This is a genomic window from Shewanella submarina, from assembly GCF_042646185.1.
In the GTDB taxonomy this organism is placed as follows: Bacteria; Pseudomonadota; Gammaproteobacteria; order Enterobacterales; family Shewanellaceae; genus Shewanella; species Shewanella corallii.
In genome coordinates this window covers 114,622-137,972 of sequence record NZ_JBHRTD010000018.1, presented here as the reverse complement: position 1 = coordinate 137,972, position 23,351 = coordinate 114,622, and the positions used below count along the sequence as shown (strand labels likewise).

The 23,351-nt window shown below is 53.3% G+C and carries 23 protein-coding genes; 11 read left to right on the top strand and 12 right to left on the bottom strand.

Features of this window, described 5'->3' with window-relative positions; all coding sequences use genetic code 11:
• Window positions 1-167 precede the first annotated feature (167 nt).
• Window positions 168-425 carry a hypothetical protein gene (locus ACFOE0_RS17770; RefSeq protein ID WP_248933945.1) on the top strand — a complete coding sequence of 86 codons (258 nt, stop codon included), beginning with the start codon at window positions 168-170 and terminating at the stop codon, window positions 423-425.
• 192 nt (window positions 426-617) lie between these two features.
• Window positions 618-1,961 carry an NADP-specific glutamate dehydrogenase gene (gene gdhA, locus ACFOE0_RS17765; RefSeq protein ID WP_115138261.1) on the top strand — a complete coding sequence of 448 codons (1,344 nt, stop codon included), beginning with the start codon at window positions 618-620 and terminating at the stop codon, window positions 1,959-1,961.
• A 71-nt stretch (window positions 1,962-2,032) separates the two neighbouring features.
• Here gdhA and ACFOE0_RS17760 read toward each other — a convergent pair whose 3' ends face one another.
• From ACFOE0_RS17760 to ACFOE0_RS17750, 3 genes are read right to left on the bottom strand one after another with little or no spacing between them, the layout of a single operon-like run.
• Window positions 2,033-3,331 (bottom strand): TRAP transporter large permease, encoded by a 1,299-nt coding sequence (locus tag ACFOE0_RS17760; RefSeq protein ID WP_248933943.1) that lies wholly within the window; start codon window positions 3,329-3,331, stop codon window positions 2,033-2,035.
• The gene (locus tag ACFOE0_RS17755) at window positions 3,324-3,842 is read right to left on the bottom strand and encodes a TRAP transporter small permease (RefSeq protein ID WP_248933942.1); all 519 of its coding nucleotides are present in this window, start codon (window positions 3,840-3,842) and stop codon (window positions 3,324-3,326) included. Before ACFOE0_RS17755 ends, ACFOE0_RS17760 begins: the two co-directional genes overlap by 8 nt.
• Entirely contained in the window at window positions 3,839-4,864 is a 1,026-nt protein-coding gene (locus ACFOE0_RS17750) for a TRAP transporter substrate-binding protein (RefSeq protein WP_248934741.1), read from the bottom strand. The genes ACFOE0_RS17755 and ACFOE0_RS17750 overlap by 4 nt, the downstream gene beginning before the upstream one ends.
• Before the next feature lie 124 nt (window positions 4,865-4,988).
• Here ACFOE0_RS17750 and ACFOE0_RS17745 point away from each other — a divergent pair, with 124 nt between their 5' ends.
• Genes ACFOE0_RS17745 through ACFOE0_RS17735 form a run of 3 tightly spaced genes read left to right on the top strand, consistent with a single transcriptional unit; the run spans window position 4,989 to window position 7,414 of the window.
• A complete protein-coding gene (locus ACFOE0_RS17745) occupies window positions 4,989-5,750 on the top strand; it encodes a 5-oxoprolinase subunit PxpA (RefSeq protein ID WP_248933941.1) in 762 nt (253 codons plus the stop codon).
• Entirely contained in the window at window positions 5,751-6,461 is a 711-nt protein-coding gene (gene pxpB / locus ACFOE0_RS17740; protein ID WP_248933940.1) for a 5-oxoprolinase subunit PxpB, read from the top strand.
• A complete protein-coding gene (locus tag ACFOE0_RS17735) occupies window positions 6,443-7,414 on the top strand; it encodes a 5-oxoprolinase subunit C family protein (RefSeq protein ID WP_248933939.1) in 972 nt (323 codons plus the stop codon). The genes pxpB and ACFOE0_RS17735 overlap by 19 nt, the downstream gene beginning before the upstream one ends.
• Window positions 7,415-7,444: 30 nt before the next feature.
• Here ACFOE0_RS17735 and ACFOE0_RS17730 read toward each other — a convergent pair whose 3' ends face one another.
• Both ACFOE0_RS17730 and ACFOE0_RS17725 read right to left on the bottom strand, forming a co-directional pair.
• Complete coding sequence (locus ACFOE0_RS17730; RefSeq protein ID WP_248933938.1) at window positions 7,445-8,023, bottom strand: peroxiredoxin family protein; 579 nt, start codon at window positions 8,021-8,023, stop codon at window positions 7,445-7,447.
• A gap of 10 nt (window positions 8,024-8,033) precedes the next feature.
• On the bottom strand, window positions 8,034-8,774 hold the full coding sequence (locus tag ACFOE0_RS17725) for a hypothetical protein (protein WP_248933937.1): 741 nt from the start codon (window positions 8,772-8,774) through the stop codon (window positions 8,034-8,036).
• A gap of 166 nt (window positions 8,775-8,940) precedes the next feature.
• Between ACFOE0_RS17725 and ACFOE0_RS17720 the strand changes: the two genes are divergently transcribed.
• Window positions 8,941-9,498 (top strand): MarR family winged helix-turn-helix transcriptional regulator, encoded by a 558-nt coding sequence (locus ACFOE0_RS17720; RefSeq protein WP_248933936.1) that lies wholly within the window; start codon window positions 8,941-8,943, stop codon window positions 9,496-9,498.
• An 18-nt stretch (window positions 9,499-9,516) separates the two neighbouring features.
• On the opposite strand, the gene ACFOE0_RS17715 is transcribed toward ACFOE0_RS17720, so the two are convergent.
• The 4 genes from ACFOE0_RS17715 to ACFOE0_RS17700 form a co-directional block, all read right to left on the bottom strand.
• Entirely contained in the window at window positions 9,517-9,747 is a 231-nt protein-coding gene (locus tag ACFOE0_RS17715; RefSeq protein WP_248933935.1) for a hypothetical protein, read from the bottom strand.
• A gap of 139 nt (window positions 9,748-9,886) precedes the next feature.
• A complete protein-coding gene (locus ACFOE0_RS17710) occupies window positions 9,887-10,120 on the bottom strand; it encodes a hypothetical protein (RefSeq protein WP_248933934.1) in 234 nt (77 codons plus the stop codon).
• A 51-nt stretch (window positions 10,121-10,171) separates the two neighbouring features.
• Window positions 10,172-10,426 (bottom strand): hypothetical protein, encoded by a 255-nt coding sequence (locus ACFOE0_RS17705; protein ID WP_248933932.1) that lies wholly within the window; start codon window positions 10,424-10,426, stop codon window positions 10,172-10,174.
• Between the two features lie 141 nt (window positions 10,427-10,567).
• Window positions 10,568-11,269 (bottom strand): oxidative stress defense protein, encoded by a 702-nt coding sequence (locus ACFOE0_RS17700; protein ID WP_115138273.1) that lies wholly within the window; start codon window positions 11,267-11,269, stop codon window positions 10,568-10,570.
• Window positions 11,270-11,525: 256 nt separating this feature from the next.
• On the opposite strand from ACFOE0_RS17700, the gene rimO reads away from it, so the two are divergent.
• From rimO to ACFOE0_RS17685, 3 genes are all read left to right on the top strand, one after another.
• Window positions 11,526-12,941, top strand: coding sequence for a 30S ribosomal protein S12 methylthiotransferase RimO (rimO, locus tag ACFOE0_RS17695; RefSeq protein ID WP_248933931.1), 1,416 nt, complete (start codon window positions 11,526-11,528; stop codon window positions 12,939-12,941).
• 606 nt (window positions 12,942-13,547) lie between these two features.
• Window positions 13,548-14,870 (top strand): pre-peptidase C-terminal domain-containing protein, encoded by a 1,323-nt coding sequence (locus ACFOE0_RS17690; RefSeq protein WP_248933929.1) that lies wholly within the window; start codon window positions 13,548-13,550, stop codon window positions 14,868-14,870.
• Window positions 14,871-14,920: 50 nt separating this feature from the next.
• Window positions 14,921-16,198 (top strand): thioredoxin domain-containing protein, encoded by a 1,278-nt coding sequence (locus tag ACFOE0_RS17685; protein WP_248933928.1) that lies wholly within the window; start codon window positions 14,921-14,923, stop codon window positions 16,196-16,198.
• A 55-nt stretch (window positions 16,199-16,253) separates the two neighbouring features.
• Here the strand turns inward: ACFOE0_RS17685 and pmbA are convergent, their stop codons facing one another.
• Window positions 16,254-17,597, bottom strand: coding sequence for a metalloprotease PmbA (pmbA, locus tag ACFOE0_RS17680; RefSeq protein ID WP_248933926.1), 1,344 nt, complete (start codon window positions 17,595-17,597; stop codon window positions 16,254-16,256).
• A gap of 192 nt (window positions 17,598-17,789) precedes the next feature.
• On the opposite strand from pmbA, the gene yjgA reads away from it, so the two are divergent.
• Window positions 17,790-18,320, top strand: coding sequence for a ribosome biogenesis factor YjgA (yjgA, locus tag ACFOE0_RS17675; RefSeq protein WP_248933925.1), 531 nt, complete (start codon window positions 17,790-17,792; stop codon window positions 18,318-18,320).
• Window positions 18,321-18,396: 76 nt separating this feature from the next.
• Complete coding sequence (locus tag ACFOE0_RS17670; protein WP_248933923.1) at window positions 18,397-20,886, top strand: Ig-like domain-containing protein; 2,490 nt, start codon at window positions 18,397-18,399, stop codon at window positions 20,884-20,886.
• A 75-nt stretch (window positions 20,887-20,961) separates the two neighbouring features.
• On the opposite strand, the gene ACFOE0_RS17665 is transcribed toward ACFOE0_RS17670, so the two are convergent.
• Together ACFOE0_RS17665 and ACFOE0_RS17660 are read right to left on the bottom strand one after the other, a co-directional pair.
• Window positions 20,962-22,134, bottom strand: a complete 1,173-nt coding sequence (locus tag ACFOE0_RS17665; RefSeq protein ID WP_248933922.1) for an ABC transporter permease — start codon at window positions 22,132-22,134, stop codon at window positions 20,962-20,964.
• Window positions 22,134-23,336: an ABC transporter permease gene (locus tag ACFOE0_RS17660; RefSeq protein ID WP_248933921.1), complete on the bottom strand. Its 1,203-nt coding sequence runs from the start codon at window positions 23,334-23,336 to the stop codon at window positions 22,134-22,136. Before ACFOE0_RS17660 ends, ACFOE0_RS17665 begins: the two co-directional genes overlap by 1 nt.
• Between the last annotated feature and the right edge of the window lie 15 nt (window positions 23,337-23,351).

Genomic DNA, 23,351 nt, shown 5'->3' with positions numbered 1-23,351 from the left:
CGTGGTCAAAACTCACGCGACCAGCAGCGACACAACCCAAGCTAAACCACTGTATTAAAACAACAATTAGGCAACATACTCAGAATTGACAGACAGGTGATTTTCTATACTGACCGACAGCGAAGAATATTCGGGTCGCAGGCAGGGTAACCTGCAGTAGGCTGGCAATGGCAAAAGCCAATAACCAAAAACAGAATTTAACCTTTAAAAACATAACACTAACCCACAACCAAACTATGCATACGTATGCAGCAGAGGGAAGATTCTGGCGCAATAAAACTGGCCACATACTCCTCCCCCATCAATCATGGCGACTTCATGACTCAATAAAGGGTCAGCCGGATTTGCAAGCGCTCGAAACTCCAACACTTTCACAACAGCTCCTGTTTTTTGAAGATTTACAAATCCAAAGGCAGATTTATTAACGAATACTCAGCAAGTTCTGAATGCCTTCAATTTTCTTGAGGAAAACCACAGGTTTAGCAAAGTGTCATGTTCAGTTACCAGTGAACCCTGCTATAAAACGCTGCCATAAGGCGTGGAAGGCTTGCCCAGACCAGTCGGTCCACTCTAATAATCATGATTCTTCATCCTTTGTATTCCCACAGGAGCCCTAAATGAGCGCTGAGATGACTCTCGACAGCTTTCTTGCCACTGTTGCTGACCGCAACCCAAACCAGCCAGAATTCCTGCAGGCCGTACGTGAAGTACTGACCTCTATCTGGCCCTATGTTCAGCAGCATCCCGAATACCTGAATGCCGGTATTCTGGAGCGTTTGGTCGAGCCAGAGCGTCTGATCCAGTTCCGGGTATCCTGGGTTGATGATCAGGGTAAAGTGCAGGTAAACCGCGCTTTCCGTATCCAGCACAACTCAGCCATTGGCCCTTTCAAAGGCGGCATGCGTTTCCACCCGTCAGTTAACCAGTCAGTACTGAAGTTTCTGGCCTTCGAACAGACCTTTAAAAACGCCCTGACCACTCTGCCAATGGGCGGTGGTAAAGGCGGCAGCGACTTCGACCCGAAAGGCAAAAGCGAAGGCGAAGTAATGCGTTTCTGTCAGGCGCTGATGCTGGAGCTGTACCGTCACCTGGGTGCAGACACTGACGTACCGGCCGGTGATATCGGCGTGGGTGCCCGTGAAGTGGGCTATATGACAGGCATGATGAAAAAGCTGACCAACAGCGCCGAGTGTGTATTCACAGGTAAAGGCCTGTCTTTCGGTGGCAGCCTGATCCGTCCTGAAGCCACAGGTTATGGTGTGCTTTACTTCGTTGAAGCCATGCTGAAAGCCAAAGGTGAAACCCTGGAAGGCAAAACTATCGCTGTATCCGGCTCTGGTAACGTGGCTCAGTACGCCATCGAAAAGGCAATGGAGATGGGCGGCAAGGTAGTGACCGCTTCAGACTCTTCCGGCACAGTTTACGACCCGGAAGGCTTCACGCCTGAGAAGCTGGCTAAGCTGATGGAGATTAAGAACGAGCGCCGCGGCCGCGTTGCTGACTATGCCCATGAACTGGGTCTGGAATATGTGACTGCCGCGACCCCATGGCAGTTCCCGGTAGAGGTGGCACTGCCCTGCGCGACTCAGAATGAACTGAATGAAGAGCACGCCCGCCAGCTGATCGCCAATGGCGTTCGCTTTGTGGCTGAAGGCGCCAACATGCCAAGCACAGCTGAAGCTATTGTGCTGTTCCACGAAGCCAAGGTGCTGTTCGCGCCGGGCAAAGCCGCCAACGCAGGTGGTGTAGCCACTTCCGGTCTGGAAATGAGCCAGAACGCACTGCGCCTTAGCTGGAGCCGTGAAGAGGTAGATCAGCGTCTGAAGGAGATCATGTACTCCATCCACGCCACTGCCGAGAAATATGGCCGTGATGGCGACCATATCAACTACGAGCTGGGTGCCAACGTCGCCGGTTTCGTAAAAGTCGCCGAAGCCATGAAGGCCCAAGGCGTTTATTAAGAGCGCGTTTATTAAAAGCGTTCTCTGTAACTCAAAAAAGGGCCTTGCGGCCCTTTTTTATTGCTGAAATATCATGCCATGGATGCCGGCAGCGCTGTGACTATGCCCGGCCATATGGTTATCAGCACACAGGCCAACAGGAGCAGCAAAAAGAAGGGCAAAGCGGCTTTGGCAATATAAAGCAGATCCCGGCCGGTGAGATCCTGAATAACAAACAGGTTGAAGCCTACCGGCGGGGTGATTTGCGACATCTCCACCACCAACACCAGATAGATACCAAACCAGAGAGGATCTATCCCCGCCTGCTGCACCATGGGCAACACCACTGAGGTGGTCAGCAATACCACGGAGATCCCATCCAGAAAGCAGCCCAGCAATACGAACAGCAGGGTTAGACAGGCCAGTAACAGCAGGGGCGATAGCCCCATCGCCCCTATTTCAGAGGCCAACAGACTGGGCAATCCGATAAAGCCCATCGCCAAAGTCAGGAATGCGGCTCCCGCCAGAATAAACAGGATCATGCAGGATGTTTTTACCGCCCCCATCAGGCTATCTTTGAAGTTCTGCCAGCTAAGCTCGCCACTGAGACCCGCCAGCAGCAAAGCTCCCAGGACACCAAGTGCTGCGGCTTCTGTTGGGGTGACCAATCCGCCATAAATACTGCCCAGTACAAACAGCACCAGTGCCGCCAGAGGCAACAAACCGATAAGGGCTTTGAACCTGGCTCCCCATGAGTAACGCTGGGATTCCCCGGGGACGCCTTCGGGATGTCTCAGCGCCCACAGCATGGTAAAGCCCATAAACAGGCCCACCAGCATAAGTCCGGGTAAAGCCCCGGCGATAAACAAACGGGCGATAGAAACCTCGGCAGCGACACCATACACAATCAAAATAATGGATGGCGGGATCAAGAGCCCAAGCGTACCTGAGCCTGCCAGCGTGCCAAGCGCCATCTTATCGTCGTAACCGGCGCGTTTCAGTTCAGGCAGCGTCATACGACCTATGGTCGCTGCTGTTGCAGCCGATGAGCCAGACACAGCGGCAAAAATGCCGCAGCTGAGAATGTTCATATGCAGCATACGGCCGGGCAAATTGGCCAGCCAGGGAGTCAGGCCCTCAAACAGGTTGCGAGCCAGCCGGGTCCGAAACAGTATCTCCCCCATCCAGATAAACAGAGGCAGGGCCGCCAGCGACCAGTCAGATACTGCGCCCCAGGTCGCCACCGCATAGTTAAGGCCAAACGCATCATTACCCAGCAATGCCATGCCCAGCATGCCAACCATGATCAGGGTCAGGGCAATCCACAGACCGGCTGACAGCAAGGCAAACAGTGCCACCAGCAAAACAGCGCCTATCATCAACTCACTCATGGGCGGCACCTCCTTCACCTGAGGTTTCAGCTCCAGTGCCCATCAGCAATCCATCGATCAGGCTCAGGGTGAACAGCCCCATGCCCAATGGCAGTGTCCATTGCACCCAAAACAGGGGAAATGCCAGATAACCAGTAGTGACCTCCTTAAACATCCAGGTTTCCCACACCATGTAGATCAGCTGCCAGGTCAGGTAAGCAGCAAACAGACTGGCCAGCAGAAGCACACCTGTCTCAACCCGCTTTTGCCACCAAGGCGGCAAGCGGGTTATCACCAGACTGACCCGGATATGGCCACCGTGACGAAAGGTGTAAGCCATGGCCATAAAGGCGGAGGTGGCCAGTAGATAGCCACTGAGAGCGTCGGCTGCTGGCACAATAATGCCGAACCAGCGGCCAATAACCCGGGCAAGAATAAGCAGGCAAATAAGCAATATGGCCAGTGCGGAGACCAGCGCCCCCGACAGGTACAATCTATCCAGCCAAAGCCGCATTGCTGAGGCAGACTTCATCTCGACGCCTCCCGCAACCGATTGAACTGATTAACCACTGCTTCCCCCTCAGCGCCAGCCTCCTTCAACCAGTCCGCCGTCATTTGCACGCCGATATCGTTAAGCCCCTGCATCAATGCCTGTGTCGGCAGGCTGACCTGCATTCCTTGCTCTGCCAGCGCTTTGGTCTTAGTCAGGGTTTCCTCTCTGGCCAGTTGCCATCCGCGCTTTTCAGCCCGGGCAGCGGCTGTCATCAGCGCCTGCTGGCTGACTGGGGGCAAACGTTCAAATGCCCTGAGATTCACCAGCACCAGATTCTTGGGCAGCCAGGCCTGAATATCTGTGTAGTGAGAGACATAGTCCCAGGCTTGGGAACTGACCCCAGTGGTAGGAGAGGTAACCATCATATCTATCATGCCGGTGGAAAAGGCCTGGGGGATCTCCACCGTCTGCACTGTAGTGGGCTGAGTATTCAGCAGCAGCGCCATTTGCGAGGTGACCGGGCTGTAGGCCCTCATTCTGGCACCGGAGAAGTCATCCAACCCTGTAACCGGCTTTTGACTGTATAACCCCTGAGGCGGCCAGGGCACTGCATACAGGAGTATCAGCCCATGGTGTGCCAGCGCCTGTTCCATTGCGGGTTTACTGGCCTGGTACAACTGCCAGGCAGAATCAAAATCTGTCGCCAGAAATGGCAGGTTATCCAGTTTGAACAGGGGATTTTCATTGCCAAGCAGGCCACCAAACACCTCCACCATGGGCACCAAACGACTGCGCACAGCCCTGGGCAGCTCATTGTGTTTAAACAGGGAAGCGCCTGTATGCAGCACGATTCTGAACTGGCCGTGACTGGCCTGTTCTACATCTGCCACAAACTGCTTCAGATTTTGGGTATGGTGAGTGGCATCGCCATAGGGGGTGGGCATATCCCAGCGGACGCTGTCGCTCTGCTTCTGGTCATTGCCGGCCACAGCCTGCTCAGGCATGGCAAACCCAGACAAGAGCGCAAAGAGTATGACAATGATGAGACTTCTGGCGGTCACTTTATCCAACTTGCTTCAGACTTTGCTTATCAAAACTCCACATTAACCATGCAGAAACCTTTTGACAACAAACCCATAGAATCCAATCATTATCTACAGACACAAAACTCGGGAATAGGTAGAAATGAGCAGCAGGGTAGGACTGAATTGCGATATGGGCGAAAGCTTCGGTCAATGGCCGATGGGGCACGATGCGGCTGTCATGCCCCATATTCAGCAGGCCAATATTGCCTGTGGCTTTCATGCCTCCGATCCCGACGTCATGGCTGCCACGGTCAAACTGGCGCAGGAACACAAGGTCAGCATAGGTGCCCACCCCGGCTATGCCGATCTGCAGGGCTTTGGTCGCCGCCATATCCCCCACTCTCTGGAACAGATCAAACACCTTATCGCCTACCAGGTGGGTGCCTTGATGGGACTGACCAGTCAGGTGGGGGCTCAGGTGGATTACGTCAAACCCCATGGCGCTCTGTATAACCTGATGATGGTCGACAGCCAGGTGTTCAGCGCCATACTGGCGGCAGTTGCACAATTGCCCGGTAAGCCTGCGCTTATGGTGCTGAGCCGCGCCGATAACAGTGAATATCAAGCCCTGGCGGCAGACTCCGGAGTGTCACTGCTGCTGGAAGCTTTTGCCGACCGGGCTTACACCCGGGAGGGGTTACTGGTCCCACGAAATGAACCGGGCGCAGTGCTGGCAAGCAATACCGATATTCTGCGACAAACCGCCTTGCTGGCAGCCGGTTCAGTGATGACACAGGACGGTGGCCTGCTGGAACTTGAAGTGGACAGTATCTGTGTGCACGGCGATAACCCGGCCTCGATTCAGACCATAGCGGATATCGCTGCCCAACTGAGCGGCAAATCCCCGCTGAGCAATACATAAATGTCACAGTCACCCAATGCACCAGAGGTGATGCAAATTGGCGAGGCCCAGCTGCTGGTTAGATTTGCTGAGACGATAGATACTGCCCTGCCCGCCCGCATTGCCGCGCTATCGACATCGCTGAAGCAGCGCTTTGGCAATGCTTTGCTTGAGCTTGTGCCCTCCTACACCACACTGCTGATTGAATACCATCCGCTGAAGCTGTCGCCGCTGGAACTGTCCACATCAATACCCACATTGTGGATACAGGCTCAGGCAGTGGAGTCTGTCGGCACACTGCACCGACTGCCGGTACTTTATGGCAGCCATTATGGGCCTGATCTGGCCGCGCTTGCTCAGGCCAAAGGACTCTGTCCCGAAGAGGTTATCAAGCTGCACACAGGCAGGCGTTACACAATATGTGCCATTGGCTTCGCGCCGGGCTTCGCCTTTCTGGGCGAAGTGGATAACGCCATCCGCCATCCCCGTCACTCCGCGCCCAGGCTCAGCATTCCCAAAGGCAGTGTCGGCATCGCCGAGGCACAAACTGCTGTCTATCCCGATACCTCACCGGGAGGCTGGCAGATTATTGGTAACTGCCCACTGACCCTGTTCAATCCGGATAATGAGCCTATGACACCATTTATCGCCGGTGACAGCGTGGAGTTTTATCAGGTAACAGAGGAGCAATTTATCGAACTGGGAGGCGAGCCATGCCCGGTTTGGAAGTAGCGCCATCAGGTCTGGAAGTACGTCAACCCGGTCCACTGAGCCTGATCCAGGATCCCGGTCGCTTTGGCGTTGCAGGACTGGGCTTGAGTCAGGGCGGCCCCATGGACTTGCACGCCTTTTGTTGGGCCAATCGCCTGCTGGGCAACCCCATGTCTGGGGCAATGCTGGAGATCACTCTGGGTCAGGCCAGCTTCTTCGCCCATCAGGATATGACCTTATCCCTCTGCGGTGCCGATATGCAGGCGAAAATAGTCAGCAATGGGGAAGCAAGGCCACAGGCCAACTGGCGCAGCTTTCCCCTGAAGGCCGGCGAAGAGTTGCAACTGGGCACTGCAGTCTCTGGTCTGAGGGCATATCTGGCGGTTAAAGGGGGATTTCAAACCCAAGCAATATTGGGCAGCCGGGCTACAGTGGTGAGAAACAAGCTGGGGGGAACAAATGGTGAAAAACTCACCAAAGGCGCCGTCCTAAAAGTAAGTGATAACTCACAAACAAACCTAAATGTAAGCTGCACCAATAAGGTGCCTGATCGCTATCAGCCAAACTATTCAGACCCGGTTACATTGGAGCTGCTGCACGGTCCACAGTACATGGATTATACCCTGGAGCAGCTGGCTACTCTGTTTGACACTCGCTATCGTATCAGCCCCAACTCTGACCGTATGGGTATCAGATTTGAGGGGCAGGCGGTCAAAGCCGGCCCTGCAGGCATGATATCTGAGGGGATAAGTGCCGGTGCCATGCAACTGCCGCCGGATGGACAGCCTATTATCCTGATGTCAGACAGACAAACACTGGGTGGCTACCCCAAGCCCTTTGTCCTGAGTCGCTACTCCCAGTGGTGTCTGGTCCAGTGTATGCCAGGAACAGAGGTAAGCTTTGTCCCCGGCGATCTGACCCACGCATCAAAACAATGGCAGGAGTTTGTCCGCTTTTTCGAGCTGTTTGAATAAACAGCCAGCTCGAATGCGGATAGTGCTGCATCAGATGCGGCAGCCATACTCATCACAGACTGGCGGCTCCCCCTTTGCATCATCAGCACTTGCTGCGGACTTATCTGTGTCAGTTGCAGACTGTTCACAAGCGACTGGCTCAGCCAGTAAACCTGCTATCAGATCTCCCAGTTGCAGCTCATCCAGGGCGCCGAAGTGCTTAAGTCTGAGATGCCCCTGCCTGTCCAATACCAGATAGCTTGGCGTCCCCTGCAGACCATAGGCCGCCATGGTGGTGGGTACCGGCCCACTGCCGCCCGGCCGGTCAACAGCAACCGGGAAGCGGATACGGTATTCGTGCAGGAATGCCTGCAATGAAACAGGCTCCATGGCACTGTGGTGCTCAAATACCGTATGCAGACCAATAACCTGCACCTCAGTGTTTTGATAGAAAGCATCCAGCTTACGCATCAAAGGCAGGCCATGGCTGACACATCCCGGACACAGCATCTGAAAGGCATATATCACCACCACTTTGCCTTTCAGCGCATCCAGCGTCAGTGACTCAGAGGTATTGAACCACTGTGAGGTATCCAGCTCAGGTAACAAGCCATAGTCAGGATATTTCATTACATCCTCCTTATATTTTTCCTGGCAAGCTCAGGTCACCAGAGGCCATATCCATCACATCCACCACACAAAACAGTGGCGCGTGAATATTGGCGTTAACTCTCAGGCCTGCAGTGACACCATCATAGGAGACACTACTAAGCACATCGGCACTGGCGAAGGGGACTTTGATCTCCACAGTGTCCCCCTCAAGCACAGGGTCCCACCCCGGGCTGTCCAGTAAAATCGGTAAGCCTGGCCAGGTGGCCGGTAATCTTGGGTTACTGCCTTCCGGAATATCCTTTACCGTCAGAGCCCCCGGCCCACAGCGTTCATCCGGTACCAATACCACCCAGTGACTGTGCCAGACTCCGCCATCATTACCTGTGTCATTGTCATTGTTCTCATCGAACAGTGGGGTATCGTCAAAATCGGGATGGCTGGCCACAGCCAGTGCCAGAATGCCCGCGTCCTTATCAAATCCTACCTCATAGGCATTGATACTGGTCGGCCACACATAGGCGTAGGCTTCGGCACCACCCAACTTGCCATTCAAAGCAGGCTTGGCGCCACCAGCCACGCCTTTCACTCCCATATGGAAGGTCGCGACATTGCCTTTGGCTGAGACCTTGGCATGCACTATGTCAAATGCCGAGCGCACCGCATTGTCGCTATCCGCCTGGATACCGCCCTGATGTTTGTTGCCGTGTGCATCCGCCAGCGGGGAAGCCAGTGCAGCAGAGATGGCCAACGTAAGGGTTAGAGTTTTCATCTGTCAGTCCTCATTGCAAATTGAATCCGGTTTCCCACCCCCACAGACATAAACTCATCGGGTTGTAATCTGTTCAGGCTTAAACCATATGGTTTCGAGTCGAAACAACAATAAACAAAGCCATAACCAATTGTCAACCTAGTATTGATTCGATACTATCTATTCCATGAATCAGGATATCTACCAAGTACAATTCCTGCTGGAACGCATTACCGGTCTGCTGCGCAATGAAAGACGTCAGCTACTGGCCGAATATGGACTACAGCCCGTGCAGTTTGAGGCCCTTAACTATCTGGCCCACTGCAACCGTTACTCAGATACGCCCATGGCTGTGACTGAGTATCTGGGGCAAACCAAGGGCACAGTTTCACAGACCCTCAAGGTGTTGGAGACCAAGGGGCTGATCGTTAAACAGGGAGACAGTAAAGATAAGCGGGTCAGTCATTTAAAGCTGACCGAGGCGGGGAGTGAAATACTGGACACGCAACAGCTGTCACCTCAGCTGGCGCAGCTTGAAAGCCAATTGCTGAATGACTGTTATCAACCGCTGCAAAACCTGCTGACCTCAATGCAACAGGCCAATCAGTCGCGTCCATTCGGGCAATGCCGACAGTGTCGTCACAATACTCAGTTGGCCCAGGGACAATACCTGTGTGAGCTCACCAAAGAACCTTTGCAGGAACAGGAAACGCTGCTGCTGTGCCGGGAGTTTGAACGCCCTTAATGGAGTTGGGTTTTGCCGCTAATGGCGGTTGCGCCAAAACCAGTCCATCAAACTGAACACAAACACCAGCATAAGAATCAATATAATCCAGCCGTCAGACTGATTGCCGTACTTTACTTCAGTCTGAACCGGTTGCTGGATACCCACAGCCTCCAGCTTGATTACAGCTTGAGACCCGTGTTGATAAAAGGCGGGATGGTGAGCTCCGGATTGCCACTCAACCTGATTTGACGAATGCTCATTAGCCATAAGCTCTTCCTCCCTGAAGTATGACATCGCCTGAAGTTAATCCTGAAACCTCACTGCAAACAGCAAACCAAATCACATTTTAATCAAAAACTTAAAAACCAACAGTGATAGTTGGCGCCGGAATTATAAGGGGAAACGGTCAGTGACGGTTTCGCCACATCCAATCCACCAGCAGCACCAGGAACAAAACTACCAAAGCCAGAGTCATCCAACCCTGAGAATGATCGCCGTATTCCACCTCTTTCTGGTCAAGCACCTGCACATTTGTACTCACTTGCTGATGGTGCTTTGCAGAGGGAACGTAAAAAGCGGCAGGATGAAAGGCACCAGGATAAGGGACTTCATGCTGTTTATCTGATTCCGAATTCGCCATATCTCCTCCCTGATTTAGCCAATGCGGTTAGCGGTAAGTGGGTAGCCTGAGCTAAGTATTTGATTGGGTCTTTTTTCTGGCCAGGTCCCACAACCAATGCCATACAAACGCCAGAAACAGCAGGCCGCATAAGAGTGTCAGTTCATGGGATGACTGTTCGTTGTGCTGAATATTGTATAGCTGCGCTTCGTTGGCAACGCCCTGTGCCGTGCCAGCATATTCGACCTGATTGGTATTGGTCTCTCCGGAGTGCTTGCGACTGAGAGAAGACTCATACTTAACATATGGGGATAGAAAATCTGCCATAACAACTCCTTGTTAAGCCGAGCAGGAGTTCCGTCACTCCGTGCAGATTGGTACTTGTTCCAGCATATTACTTTGGTGTTAAAAAACAATGGGTGGCAGGTTATAAACCCGCCACCCAGATAGATTATTCAATAGTCTGAATTAGTTGGATATTTTATAGGTCACTTCCACTCTGTCGGTCACAGTGATCTGAGCATTCTGATAACTTTCGCCCACTGCGTCATTCATCGCTCTGGCCGCCTTATACATCACTGGACGGATAGGTTGCTGTTCAAAGTAACGGATCTGCCATACCCCATCCAACTCTTCACCGAACCCGTCAGCCACAGCTTTAGCCTTGGCCTTGGCATCTTTAATGGCAGCCAAACGGGCTTCAGCCTTCAGTGCCTCCATATTGCTGGCTTTGAACTCAATATTGTTGATGCGATTAATACCCTCGCTCAAAGCTGAGTCCAACAGTCCATTCAACATAGGCAACTTACGCACCATAACAGTGACATCACGACTGGCCTGATAGCCGGTCAGCTCAGGCGACTTACCCTGCTGGTACTTGTATTGAGGCTGCAGGTTGATATTGGCGCTCTGAATATCCTTCTGGCTCAACCCCGCCTTTTTCAGCTGCTTGATAAAGTTGGCAACCGCTTTGTCAGATGCCTGCTTGGCAGCGGCGGCAGACTGCTCGGTCACACTCACCTGCACATGGATAACCGCCATATCCGGCACAGCAATCACTTCGCCCACACCAACAGTTTCCAGGTGCGGGAAGTCAGGAACATCGGCAAACACAGGGGCAGAGGCAAACAATACAGAACCCAAAACGGCGGCAATCACAGAATGTTTCATATAAAGACTCCAAAAAAATCTAAACAGGTTTTTGACTTGATTTACCCCTATAAACGGGCCGATTCAGAAAAGGGGTTATTTTTTCAAAAAAATTTTCGTCCGTGAAAAGCTTTCCTGAATAAGGGTGTTTTTTAACCACTCACTCTGTATCTTTGTATCGGTTCGGGTATAATCCCGCGCCTGACGCGCCGTACCTCGACTTGCAGGATAATCGGCCATTTGCATCACTCAGTATTCAGAGAATATACGCAACGCTATGACAGTCGAAACCTTTAACCCAAAACAAACCACCACGCTGGAAACAGCGGAAAAGACCCTGGCCAGCGCCACTCCGGATGACAGCATCTGCAACGGCAAGCGCATCGGTTTTGTGTCTCTGGGTTGCCCAAAGAACCTGGTGGACTCAGAGCGGATTTTGACCCAGTTGCGTATCGACGGCTATGAAGTGGTTAACACCTACCACAATGCCGATCTGGTGATCGTTAACACCTGTGGCTTTATCGATGCCGCAGTGGAAGAGTCGCTGGATGCCATTCGTGAAGCACTGGAAGAAAACGGCAAGGTACTGGTTACCGGCTGTCTGGGTGCCAAAGAAAACCAGATCCGTCAGGTATACCCTGATGTACTGGAGATCACCGGCCCGCACAGCTATGAAGAAGTGCTCAAGCACGTACACAAGTATGTGCCCAAGCCAGAGCACAACCCTTTCACCAGCCTGGTTCCTCAGACCGGCGTTAAGCTGACACCCAAGCACTATGCTTACCTGAAGATTTCCGAGGGCTGTGACAACCGTTGTACCTTCTGCATCATTCCTGAGCTGCGTGGCGATCTGGACAGCCGTGGTGTCGGCAGCGTGCTGGACGAAGCCAAGCGCTTGGTGGAAAGTGGCGTTCAGGAGGTTCTGGTGGTGAGCCAGGACACCTCTGCCTATGGTAAAGACCATGGCAGCCGTACCGATTTCTGGAACGGTATGCCGGTTAAGCAGGACATCACCTCGCTGGCCCGCCAGTTGGGTAAGATGGGTGCCTGGGTTCGTCTGCACTATGTTTACCCATACCCCTGGGTTGATGAGCTGATCCCCCTGATGGCAGAAGGCCTGATCCTGCCATACCTGGATCTGCCGCTGCAGCACGCCAGCCCACGGGTACTTAAGATGATGAAGCGTCCGGGTCGTGTTGACCGTCAGTTGGACGCCATCAAGAGCTGGCGCGAGATCTGCCCGGATCTGGTTATCCGCTCAACCTTTATCGTTGGCTTCCCGGGTGAAACCGAAGAGGACTTTGAAATCCTGCTGGACTTCCTGCGTGAAGCCAGACTGGATCGCGTGGGTTGCTTCAAGTACTCAGAAGTGGAAGGCGCAGTCGCCAACACTCTGGGTGAGCTTATCAGCGACGAAGTGAAAGAAGACAGATACCGCCGCTTTATGGAAGTTCAGGCAGAGATCAGTGCCGAGCGTCTGGCCCGCCTGGTTGGTCGCGAACTGGACATTCTGATCGACGACGTCGATGAAGAAGGTGCTATCGGTCGCTCATACGCCGACGCTCCGGAGATCGACGGTATGGTATTCCTGAACGGCGAAACCGAACTGACTCCGGGTGATATGGTACGCGCCGTGATTACTCACTCAGATGAGCACGATCTGTGGGCTGAAATGGTGCAGCTGCAAGACTGATTGCCCCCAAAGTCTGCGTCATGTTTTCCCTGACGCAGGCAGGCTGATTCAATAAAACAGAAGCCAGAAAACGCTGAACCCCGCAAGACAAGTCCTAAACAGGAACTTGCTCTTGCCCAGGATGGGATCAGCGTTTTTTTGTGCCCCGTTCAAGCTGGCTACAAGCCTACCAACAAAAGAATAATCTTCTACATCCAAATAGATACACAAACCACATTCAACACAAAAGCAACAAAAAACAGCTTAAAAAAATGAAATTTATTTTTAAGCAAGATTAAAACAGCCCTCCCCTCATATATCACTCGCCAATGTCCAACATAAGCTAAAGCTTAAACATACTTTTAGAGTAAATATTTAAAACATCTGTTCCTTTCTAAGTTAAACCCGCTGGTTTCAGGGACTTGCACAGCTATTGCGGGGTAACAAATTAATTGTTACACATTTGTTGCTTCCAAGGTCAGACCTCCGAGGACCAAGGCTGGAAGCTAGATGCATTAACTCGGTTCAAGCAGGGTGAACTCCAGCAATTCGGAAAGATGCCCTACCGCTTATGCGCTGTATCTAAATAAAACAAATAGAAAATCTGAATTTGCAAGGATAACTCCCATGTCAAACACACGAACCGGTTTGCTTTCCCTCAAGCGGCCACTGCAACTATGCCTGGCAGGTATGACACTGCTTGGAACCCATAGCTGGGCCAGCACACTGGAAAATGGTCAGCCCATCTCAGATCTGTCGGGCTCGTCCGGCAGCCAGAGCTTTTTCAACCTCAACGTTCCTCAGGACGCCAGTAATCTCAATATTTCTATCAGCGGCGGCTCTGGTGATGCCGACCTCTATGTCAATTTTGGCTCAAGCGTTTCTGAAAGTGACTGGGACTGCCGTCCTTACCGCTCAGGTAACAACGAGCAATGCAGCTTTGCCACACCAGAGGCCGGTAACTACGCCATCATGCTGGATGCCTGGTCAGCCTATTCAGGCGTTACCCTGACAGCCAGTTATGATCTGGGAACCACTCCACCACCGCCACCGGCGACCGGTGTCCAGAATATCTCTGCCGCAGGTGACAGTATCACCCGCGCCTTTGCAGCCGACTGTACCGGTAACGTCTGGTTTTGGGATCTCTGGTGCTTGCTGGGCGGCGATCAGCCCGAGCACTCCTGGTTTGATGGTTGGGACAACGCAGTAGACAGTGTCCACGACAAGTACAAACGACTCGACTCCAACATTGGTGCCAACAAAGATGCCGCCACCACAGGCGCCGAAATGTTTGGTGCTGGCGATCAGGGCAGCGAACCCAACTTTGCTGAACAGGCTGCCGCCATAGTGACTCAGTCGCCACTGCCAGATCACGTGGAAGTGATTCTGGGAGGTAACGATATCTGTAACCGCAACTGTATCGATCCCGCCAACTGCAGCGATCCCCTTTACAGTGAAAGCGAGTGGCGAGGTGCGGTGCGTGCCGGACTCGACACCCTGATGCAAGGTCTGCCCCAGGGCTCCACTGTGCTGCTTGGCAGCGTGCCCAGAGTGCAGCATCTGCGCCAGGCTGGTTTGGACAAGCAGGCCAGCAGCTCAGCAATCAATTGTGAATCACTCTGGTCTACCTATGATGTCTGCCAAATCGTCACGGCCGGTGGTACCTACAACAATGAATCTCTGAGCACACGTCTTAACGGTGTTGCCCAGGCACAGCGCCTCTATAACCGGGTACTGGCTGAAGAGGCCGCGGCCTACAATGCCAACACCAATGGCCAGAACCCCAATGGCATAGAAGTGGTGTCTGAATACGTGGATGAAAATACGCCGTCGGCCGGTACCTTTGTCTTTGGCGCCGACAACATTGATGGTGGTGATTGCTTCCACCCCAATGTGGCAACTCAGGGCACGATTGCCGACTTTATCTGGAACGCCAACCCGGATAAGTAACCCCCCTGGGCCCATCCGCAAGGATGGGCCAATCATAAAAGAGGCCCAACGTGCGCTTTACAGTTAATGTCGTTTCACTGATAGCCTGTCTGTTGCTGAGCGCCTGCGATCAAAAAGAGTCTCAGACTCCAGCCAGCGACCGCCAGCAACGCCCTCCAATAGTCGAAAGCGCAGATCGGCCATTGGCCCGGCTCGCCGGACAAACCATTACCCAGAGTCAAATAGATAAAGATCTGCAACTGGCCTTATTTGATCTGGACTGGCAGGCATATCGTCTGCGGCTTGCCCGAATTGAGCAACTTATCAGTCATTCCGATCTCGAAGGCAGCAAGAGTGAGATCCTGCTAAAGCCACCAATGCCTCCCAGACTGATGGTGCCCTTTGACAAGCGGCCTGTGCGGGGCGATGTCGATGCCCCGATACAACTGCAGATATTTTGCAGCTACCAGTCCCCCCATTGCGGGCGGCTTAACCCCCTGTTGCAGCAGCTGGCCAGCCTCTACCCTGGTATGCTCAACCAAAGATTTTATGACTTCCCTCAGGGGTTTCATCGTTATGCCAAACAGGCAGCCCTGGCGGTACAATGCGCCGCAGTGCAGCAAGTACCCTGGGAGTTTCATGACGCCGTGTATGCCAGTCAGGACAGGCTGACGCAGGAACGTTTTGTCGCCATAGCCAGACAGCTTTCACTGGCATCACAGGCGTTCGAGTCCTGCCTGCAGAGTGGTCGGTATGAGTCGCAGATCCAGGCTGATATAAAGCTGGCAAAATCACTCGGAATGACCAGAGTTCCTGTGGTTCTTATCAATGGCCTGTACCTGCCCGGCCCTCAGCCACTGGCTATCTATCGTTATTTTATTGAAAGCGAACTCGCCCGTCTGGGGATCCCGCTGCCGCAACCTACTCAGGAACCGGAGGCAAAGCAGCAAGCGGATCAAGCTGAGCCAGGGCTTCAGCAACCCAGGGTAGACAGGGTCCGGGATCCAGCCGCCGCCAACAAGCGCAGCCCGACCCAAAGCAAAATGGTGTTATCGCGGCAATGGCTCGATGAGCAGCTTGAAAAGCAACAGCAGCTGGCGGCCTATTTGCAGCCCGCCGAACACCTGGTCGAAGGGCATGCATTACTTAAGCTGGGAGACGTCGCCGGAGAGGAGTTTTACCAGACACTGGGGCTGGAAACTGGTGATGTGATAATGCGGGTAGGAGATGCCTGGATGCATGCGGATCAGGTTCCGCTGTGGGACCAACTTCAGCAACAGGAAGCTTTTACCTTAATCCTGATGCGAAAGGGATTCCCCGTACACTACTCCTATAAAATCAAAGACTAGCCAATAAAAAAGCCACTCATTTTTGAGTGGCTTTCTGTTTATATCAGCAAGCGGATCAGTTACCGGCGATCTTCATCTCATCCAGCAAAATGCCGCCGGTACGAATGGCGCTGCGATAATCTCTGTCGCTGGCCACAGCCTGAATATTGCGGAACATATCCTTCAGGTTGCCCGCCATAGTGATCTCTTCTACCGGGTACAGGATCTCGCCGTTCTCCACATAGAAACCAGCAGCCCCCCGGGAGTAATCACCGGTGACCATGTTAACACCCTGGCCCATCACCTCAGTGACAATCAGGCCGGTACCCATGGCTTTCACCAGCTCGTCGAAAGTCTGGCCGCTGTCGCCCACAGTCCAGTTGTAGATACCACCGGCGTGACCTGTGTTCACCATACCCAGCTTACGGGCGGAGTAGCTGGTCAGCAGATAAGTTTCCAGCATGCCGGCACTGATGATAGCGCGATCTTTGGTCGCGACACCTTCACTGTCATAAGGCGCACTTGAAAGGCCAGCCAACAGGTGTGGCTGCTCGGCAATATTGAACCATTCAGGGAACAATTGAGTGCCCAGAGAGTCCTGCAGGAAGCTGGACTTACGGTACAGACTGCTACCACTGATGGCACTGATCAGGTGTCCCATCATACCGGTAGAGATCTCCGGGCTAAGCAGCACAGGCAACTTGGTGGTGGCAATCTTGCGACCGCCCAAACGGCCCACTGTCTTCATGGCAGCCTTGGCACCAATCTCAGCAGCCGGAGCCAGTTCGCCATATTTGCGGGATACAGTGTAATCGTAATCACGCTGCATATTGCCCTGCTCGTCTTCACCGATCACCACACAGCTCAGGCTGTAACGTGAGCTGGCATAGCCATTGAGGAAACCATGGCTGTTACCGTACACCTTAATGCCGGTATGGGCATTGGCGCTGGCACCGTCAGAGTTGGTAATACGACTGTCGGCAGACAGGGCTGCATCTTCGGTGGCAATGGCCAGTTCAGCCAGAGCCTCCGGCAGCAGATCCTGCGGGTGGTACAGATCCAGATCAGGAAACTCTGTAGCCATCAGTTCTTTGTCAGCCAGACCGCTGAAGCTGTCTTCGCCTGTATAACGGGCAATATCATTGGCCGCCTGAACCGCCTGACGAATCGCTTCCGGGCTCAGATCCGAGGTAGAGGAGCTGCCTTTACGGCCATCCCGATACAGAGTGATCCCCAAAGCACCATCCTTGTTGAACTCCACGGTCTCTACCTCTTTCAAACGGGTAGATACCGACAAGCCCTGTTGCTTACTGATAGCAACTTCGGCGTCACTGGTGCCCAATTCCCTGGCGTAGTCCAGTGCCATGGCGACAGCTTCTTTCAGCGCCCCCAGTTCATGTTCAATATTGTTTGACGACACGTCTTGTCTCTTCACTGATCTATGTTGGCCTAAGCATAACAGTCAGGCAGATACCATTCCACTGACATAAAGTGTAGAGAAGCGGGTTTAACATATTGTTCTGGTTAAAGTATCGCCACAACCTATATAGGCTTAGGCGAAAGCCTGAGCGGGATGTTAATATTAGCGCCATATTGATAGTGAGGTTTTCCCATGAATATCGTTGGCGATTCAGAACATTTTAAGCAGCCCTACGACAATGATGATGACTACATCAGCAAGACGTCATACAAGAAAGAAAGTGCAGATCTGCAGGAAGCCGGCCTTAAGCTGGTTAACCTGAGCAAGAGCCAGCTGGAAAAGCTGGAACTGAGCGAAGAACTGTATGACGCGCTAATGGCCATCAAGAAGATTAAGCCAAAGACCGAAGCTTACCGTCGTCAGGTACAGTTTATCGGCAAAGTTATGCGTAACGAAGATGTCGAGCAATTGGAAGTACACCTGGCCAACTTGCTTAACAAAAACAACAATGAAGCAGCAAAAATCCAGATTTTTGAGAAACTTCGGGATAAACTGTTAAGTGATGGAGATGCTGAGATCCAGCTTTTGTTGGAAGAACATCCGCATCTCGACAGACAGAAGCTGCGTCAGTTGGTTCGGTCAAGTAACAAAGAATTGGCCAAGGGACCCGAATCCAAATCAGCCACTGAGCTGTTTAAGTACCTGCGCAGCGAGATCGAATAACCACAGGAAGGTGTCCTGCGTATCATTAACGGGGCCTTGTATGCACCTTCCTTAAGACTTCTACAAGGAAGTGACCATGCAACGGGATTTTCGTTATGGTGTGGCGGTGCTGGCCGCCATAGGACTGGCAGGGTGCAATGGAGCCGCAGATGGTACAGACCCAACAGGTAATGATGGCAGCTACAGCCTGACCATTAAGTTTCAGACCCGGGTCGACGGGGTATGTGGTGAGACCACAGACACCCAGAGCTTTAATGCCGGCGACAGCTTCTGTGCTGTCGCTTCTCTTTCCAAAGGTTCCAGTCCCCAGTCCGGGGAAATCATCGACTTCAGTACCACATTGGGCAGCCTGTCGGCAGCCACAGCCCTTACCTCAGCCGATGGTAAAGCCACTCTGGTAATCAGTAATCCTGATGCAGCTCAGGGCGCAGGCACTGCAAGTGTGTCCTTTACGCCTGATGAAGGCGACTCCCTGCGAGCCAATCGCAACTTTGAGTTTGTGGGAGAACCCACGCCCCCAACAGCAACACTTCCCAGCCTGAACGCCAGTATTCTCCAGTCTGGCGAAGCAGTGACCCGTTTTCGGGTAGATGAAGCCGTGCAGCTGCAAGCCAAACTGACCGACAACGAGGGCAAGGGCCTGGCCAATCAATTGGTGACTTTCAGCGCGGGCAATGCCTCACTCACCCCCAATACCGCACTGACCTCTGAAACCGGAGTTGCTCAGGTCAGCTATACCCCGGCTGAAGCTGAATTGGGAGCGCACAGCCTGACCGTCTCCGCCGAGATCAACGGCAACCCGCTGACAGGTACCAGCCTGTATGAAGTGATCGCCAAAGATGCCATAGGCACAGATGGCATATTGAAACTGGGATACTTCGATGGCAGCGATTTTGTCGAAGGCAAACTGAAAACCACTCTGACTGCCAATGCTGATGGCAAATATGTGGTCAGTGCCGGAGGTTCCTTCGGTATTACCGCGACTCTGGTCAGTGAAGCCAGTGACGGCAGCATTACTCCGGTGCAAACGCCTTCCAGCATCAGTTTCAGCTCAGACTGTGTGACCGCTGAAGCTGCAACACTGGACTCCCCCGTCACCACCCTGTCCGGCAGTGCCAATTCCACCTTCCAGGATGTCAGCTGCAGTGGCAACAGTGAACGGGATGACCAGATAGTGGCGACCACGCTTGCGGGTAATGAGACCCTGACTGCCACCCTGCCATTTTCACTGGCACGACAGACACTGGCCAATCTGAGCTTTGTTTCTGCCGAGCCCAGCAGCATACGTATCAAAGGCAGCGGCGGGACAGATGCCAGCGAATCTTCACTGGTAACCTTTAAGGTATCCAGTGCCAATGGCCAGGGTGCTGCCCAGCAGGAAGTGGACTTCAGCCTGGACACTGTGGTCGGCGGTATCACCTTTGCCAATGGCGAGATCACCGACTCCAGCCTGACCAATGCAGAAGGTCTGGTGAGCGTGCGGGTACTGGCAGGAACAGTGCCAACACCGGTTCGTATTCAGGCTTCAGCCACCGACGGTGACTCAGGCGAAACCATAGTGACTCAGTCAGAGCAGTTGTCTATCAACACAGGCTTGCCACAACAGTTGAGCATGAGTCTGGCGACCTCCAACGCCAATCCGGAGACAGACAACACAGACGGTGTTGAAGTCACCATAACAGCCCGGTTGGCCGACAGCTTTGGTAACCCTGTGCCAGATGACACCACGATCAACTTCACCACTGAGGGCGGCCAGATACAGCCAAGCTGTGTGACCTCAGGAGGCGGCTGTAGTGTCACCTGGACGTCGGCAAACCCAAGGGTTCCTGATCACAGAATCACTGTGATGGCCTATGCACTGGGTCATGAGACCTTCTTCGATACCAATGGCAATAACATCTTTGATGCCGCCGATGGCAGTGCAGTGGTCGCCTGTCTGGATGGTTCAGGTAATGCGGTAAGCTGTAGTGGTAACGGCATGGACAGGGAAGCCTATATGGCATCCGGCTTCAGCGACCTTCCCGATGCCTTCAGGGATGACAATGAAAACTTCAGCTATGATGCCGGCGAGAAGTTCTTTAACACTCAGGGCAGTAACAGCTATGGCGCGGCCGATGGCAAGTTTAACGGTCCTCAGTGCGAAGGCAGTCTGTGTGGTGAAGATCAGGCGAATAAAACCTATGTGCGTAAGGCATTGGTAATGACCATGTCCGGTTCAGCCGCCTTCTTTACCATTTCCCAGGACGGCACAGAGATTTATAACAGCGCCAGTAATACTCTGACGGCTGCTCCGATAAATCCGGATGCCTCCTCCTTCTTCACAGTCCGTCTGTATGACAGCGCCAATCAGATCATGCCTTCAGGAACCAGTGTCGACGTCTCCGCAGATGCAGGTACTGTTAGCTTCAATGGTTACACTGTGCCAAAAGGCAACTCCCATGGCGGTACTCAAACAGGCTTCAGCCTGAAACATGATGGCGAGGCCGGAGTAGCCAATGTCAGCATTCAAGTGTCGACCCCGGCGGGTATCAGAACCACACTGACGCTGCCAGTTACTCTGCTGTAATCCTCTACAGGACGGGACAAGCAAATGAAAAAAGCCAGACGGAGAGTCTGGCTTTTTTACGGGAGTCACTCGCGCTCAGCTTAGCTGCTTGCTCTTGCTATCCACTAGCCTGTCTCTGTGGTACTTAATCCCCCACCACGCCAGCGGAGTGAAGATAACCAACAGCCCCCACATATGCAGCCAAGAAGGCAATATCTGGCTCCAGCTGACACCCATCTGATTCATCTCCAACATCCCCATAATTGCCGGGGTTACCGGGAAGATCTGCGACAGCCACACCAAAGGCTCAGGGATCAATGACAAGGGCCACACAAAGCCAGAGGCAAACAGGATAGGCATCGACAGCAATAGCAGCACCTGAGTCGGCTGCTCCCGCTTGGTAAACAGAGCGCTGAAGGCAATCCCCACCACAGTGGTCGCCAGCAAAAATGGCAGCAACAGCAAACCCACCTCGGTGGCACTGGCCATCAGATTGGCACCGTACCAGTAGTAGCACCAACCCACATAGTAGGCGGTAAAGACAGAGTAGATCAGCATAAAGGCCAGCATACGCCCCCCCAACAGCATCAAGGGTGAAACCTGATCCCAGTAGCCTTTATTGCGCCACTGACCGGCACCGAGAATACCTATCCCCACCAACATGGTTTGCTGCAGGATCAACAAAAACAACCCAGGCACCACATAAGGTGTGTAACCCAGCGACAGGTTAAAGGCGGGTACTGAGTTGATATCCAACGGATTTAACTGCAACTCGGCCGCCACCGGGTTGGTACCGCGACTGGTCAACGCCTGCCACTTAAGCTCGGTGGCAAAGTCCATCCCCACATCCACCAGCCCCTCAGCAATGGCCGAATACACCAGGAAGTAGCTTGCATCGCCGCCAATGGCCAGGGTCGCCCCCTTACCCAGCTTCACATCCCGGCTGAAATGCTCAGGGATCACCAGCAGGCCATGGGCCTGAATGCCCTCTCTCGGCAGTGCAATCCAGTTTGCCGCTTCCGGGATACTGCCCACCGTCCCCACCACTTCCAGCTTGGGGCTGGCATTGGCATGGCGGATCAGCTCACGACTTAAACCGCTGCGGTCCAAATCCACCACCACTATCGCCTGTCTGGTTGGTACTTCATGCAGGTAAGGCAAGGGGTAAAGTACTGAGTAAAACAGCACGCCGCCGAACAGGGTGATGGCAATGGCTTTGTCTGTCGCTATGGCTTTGAGCTCAAGCAGCACCAACTTCCAGATACTCATCAGGCCTCCTCCCCAGACGGCTTGGAAGAGCCGGTATTGGTCACCACAAGTGCATTGTTTTGCCACTGACGTTTACGCAGCGTCGCCAACGCGCCGATAGGAATAAACAAGAGTAAAAAGCCCCAGTAACCGGCAAGTTCGTTAAGCACATCTGCCCCAGTCCCCACAAGAGTGCCCAGGCCATAACTGACCACGGCAATCTGGGATTCAATATAGTGACTCGATGGCATCAATATCCGCCACAACTTGGCTAATTCCGGCATCTCATGCACAGGGAAAGTCGCCCCCATAAAGGCAAAGGCCGGAGCAAATAAAGCGGTACAGAAGCTGACAACCCTGGCCTTGTCCTGCAGCAGGAAGAAGATGGTCGAAACCCACAGGAATACAGCTGACAGCATCACCGCCTGCGCCAGCACCAACCAACCAAAGCCGCCATTGATGGGCATGCCCTGATAGCCATAGAGGAACACCATCATCACAGCACTTTGCAGCAAGGCCAGTGGCAAATACACCAGCCACTTAACCGTAAGATTACTGCCCCAGTTTGCTAACCAGTTACCGTAGCCGCTAGTGTCCAGCTCCCGATTCAGGGCGTTGACAAAAATCAGCATGCCGACAATCTGAAACAGGGCGATAAGCAGGGGTGGCATCAAGAAAGCCACATAATTACTGGCCTGGTTATACAGAGGCGTGATCTGGAACTGGATAGGACTGACATTCACCCCGACCTGTACACTGGGCACGCCTTTGGCCAGCAGTTGAGTGCGGGCCAGTTGCTGCAGCGCTGGCGCCAGACTCTGCTGCAGATTGCTGTTCAGCAGTTTTCCCACCAAGAGGAACTGGCCGTTATAACGGATCTCCAGCGTCGGCTGCTTACCACTTTGCAAACGGGCACTGAACTGGCTTGGGATAATCACCATGCCAAACACCTTGCCCCGTTTCATGGCATCTATGGCATCAGCTTCAGAATTGTATGACAGCGGCAGGCTTGCCGGGCTGGCCTGAATGTGTCGCCCCAGCGCCCGACTGAGCTGTGTTTGGTCCAGATCCACCAGAGCAACCGGCAGCTCTCTGGGTACGGCTGCAGAAAACAGCCCCCAAAGACCCAACGCCAGCAGCAAAGGCAGGTAGCTGACCAGGGCCAGCAACCAGGGATCCTTAAGCAGCGCCCGCCATTCTCGACGAATAGGCTCCAGCATCATGTATCCATCCCTTTT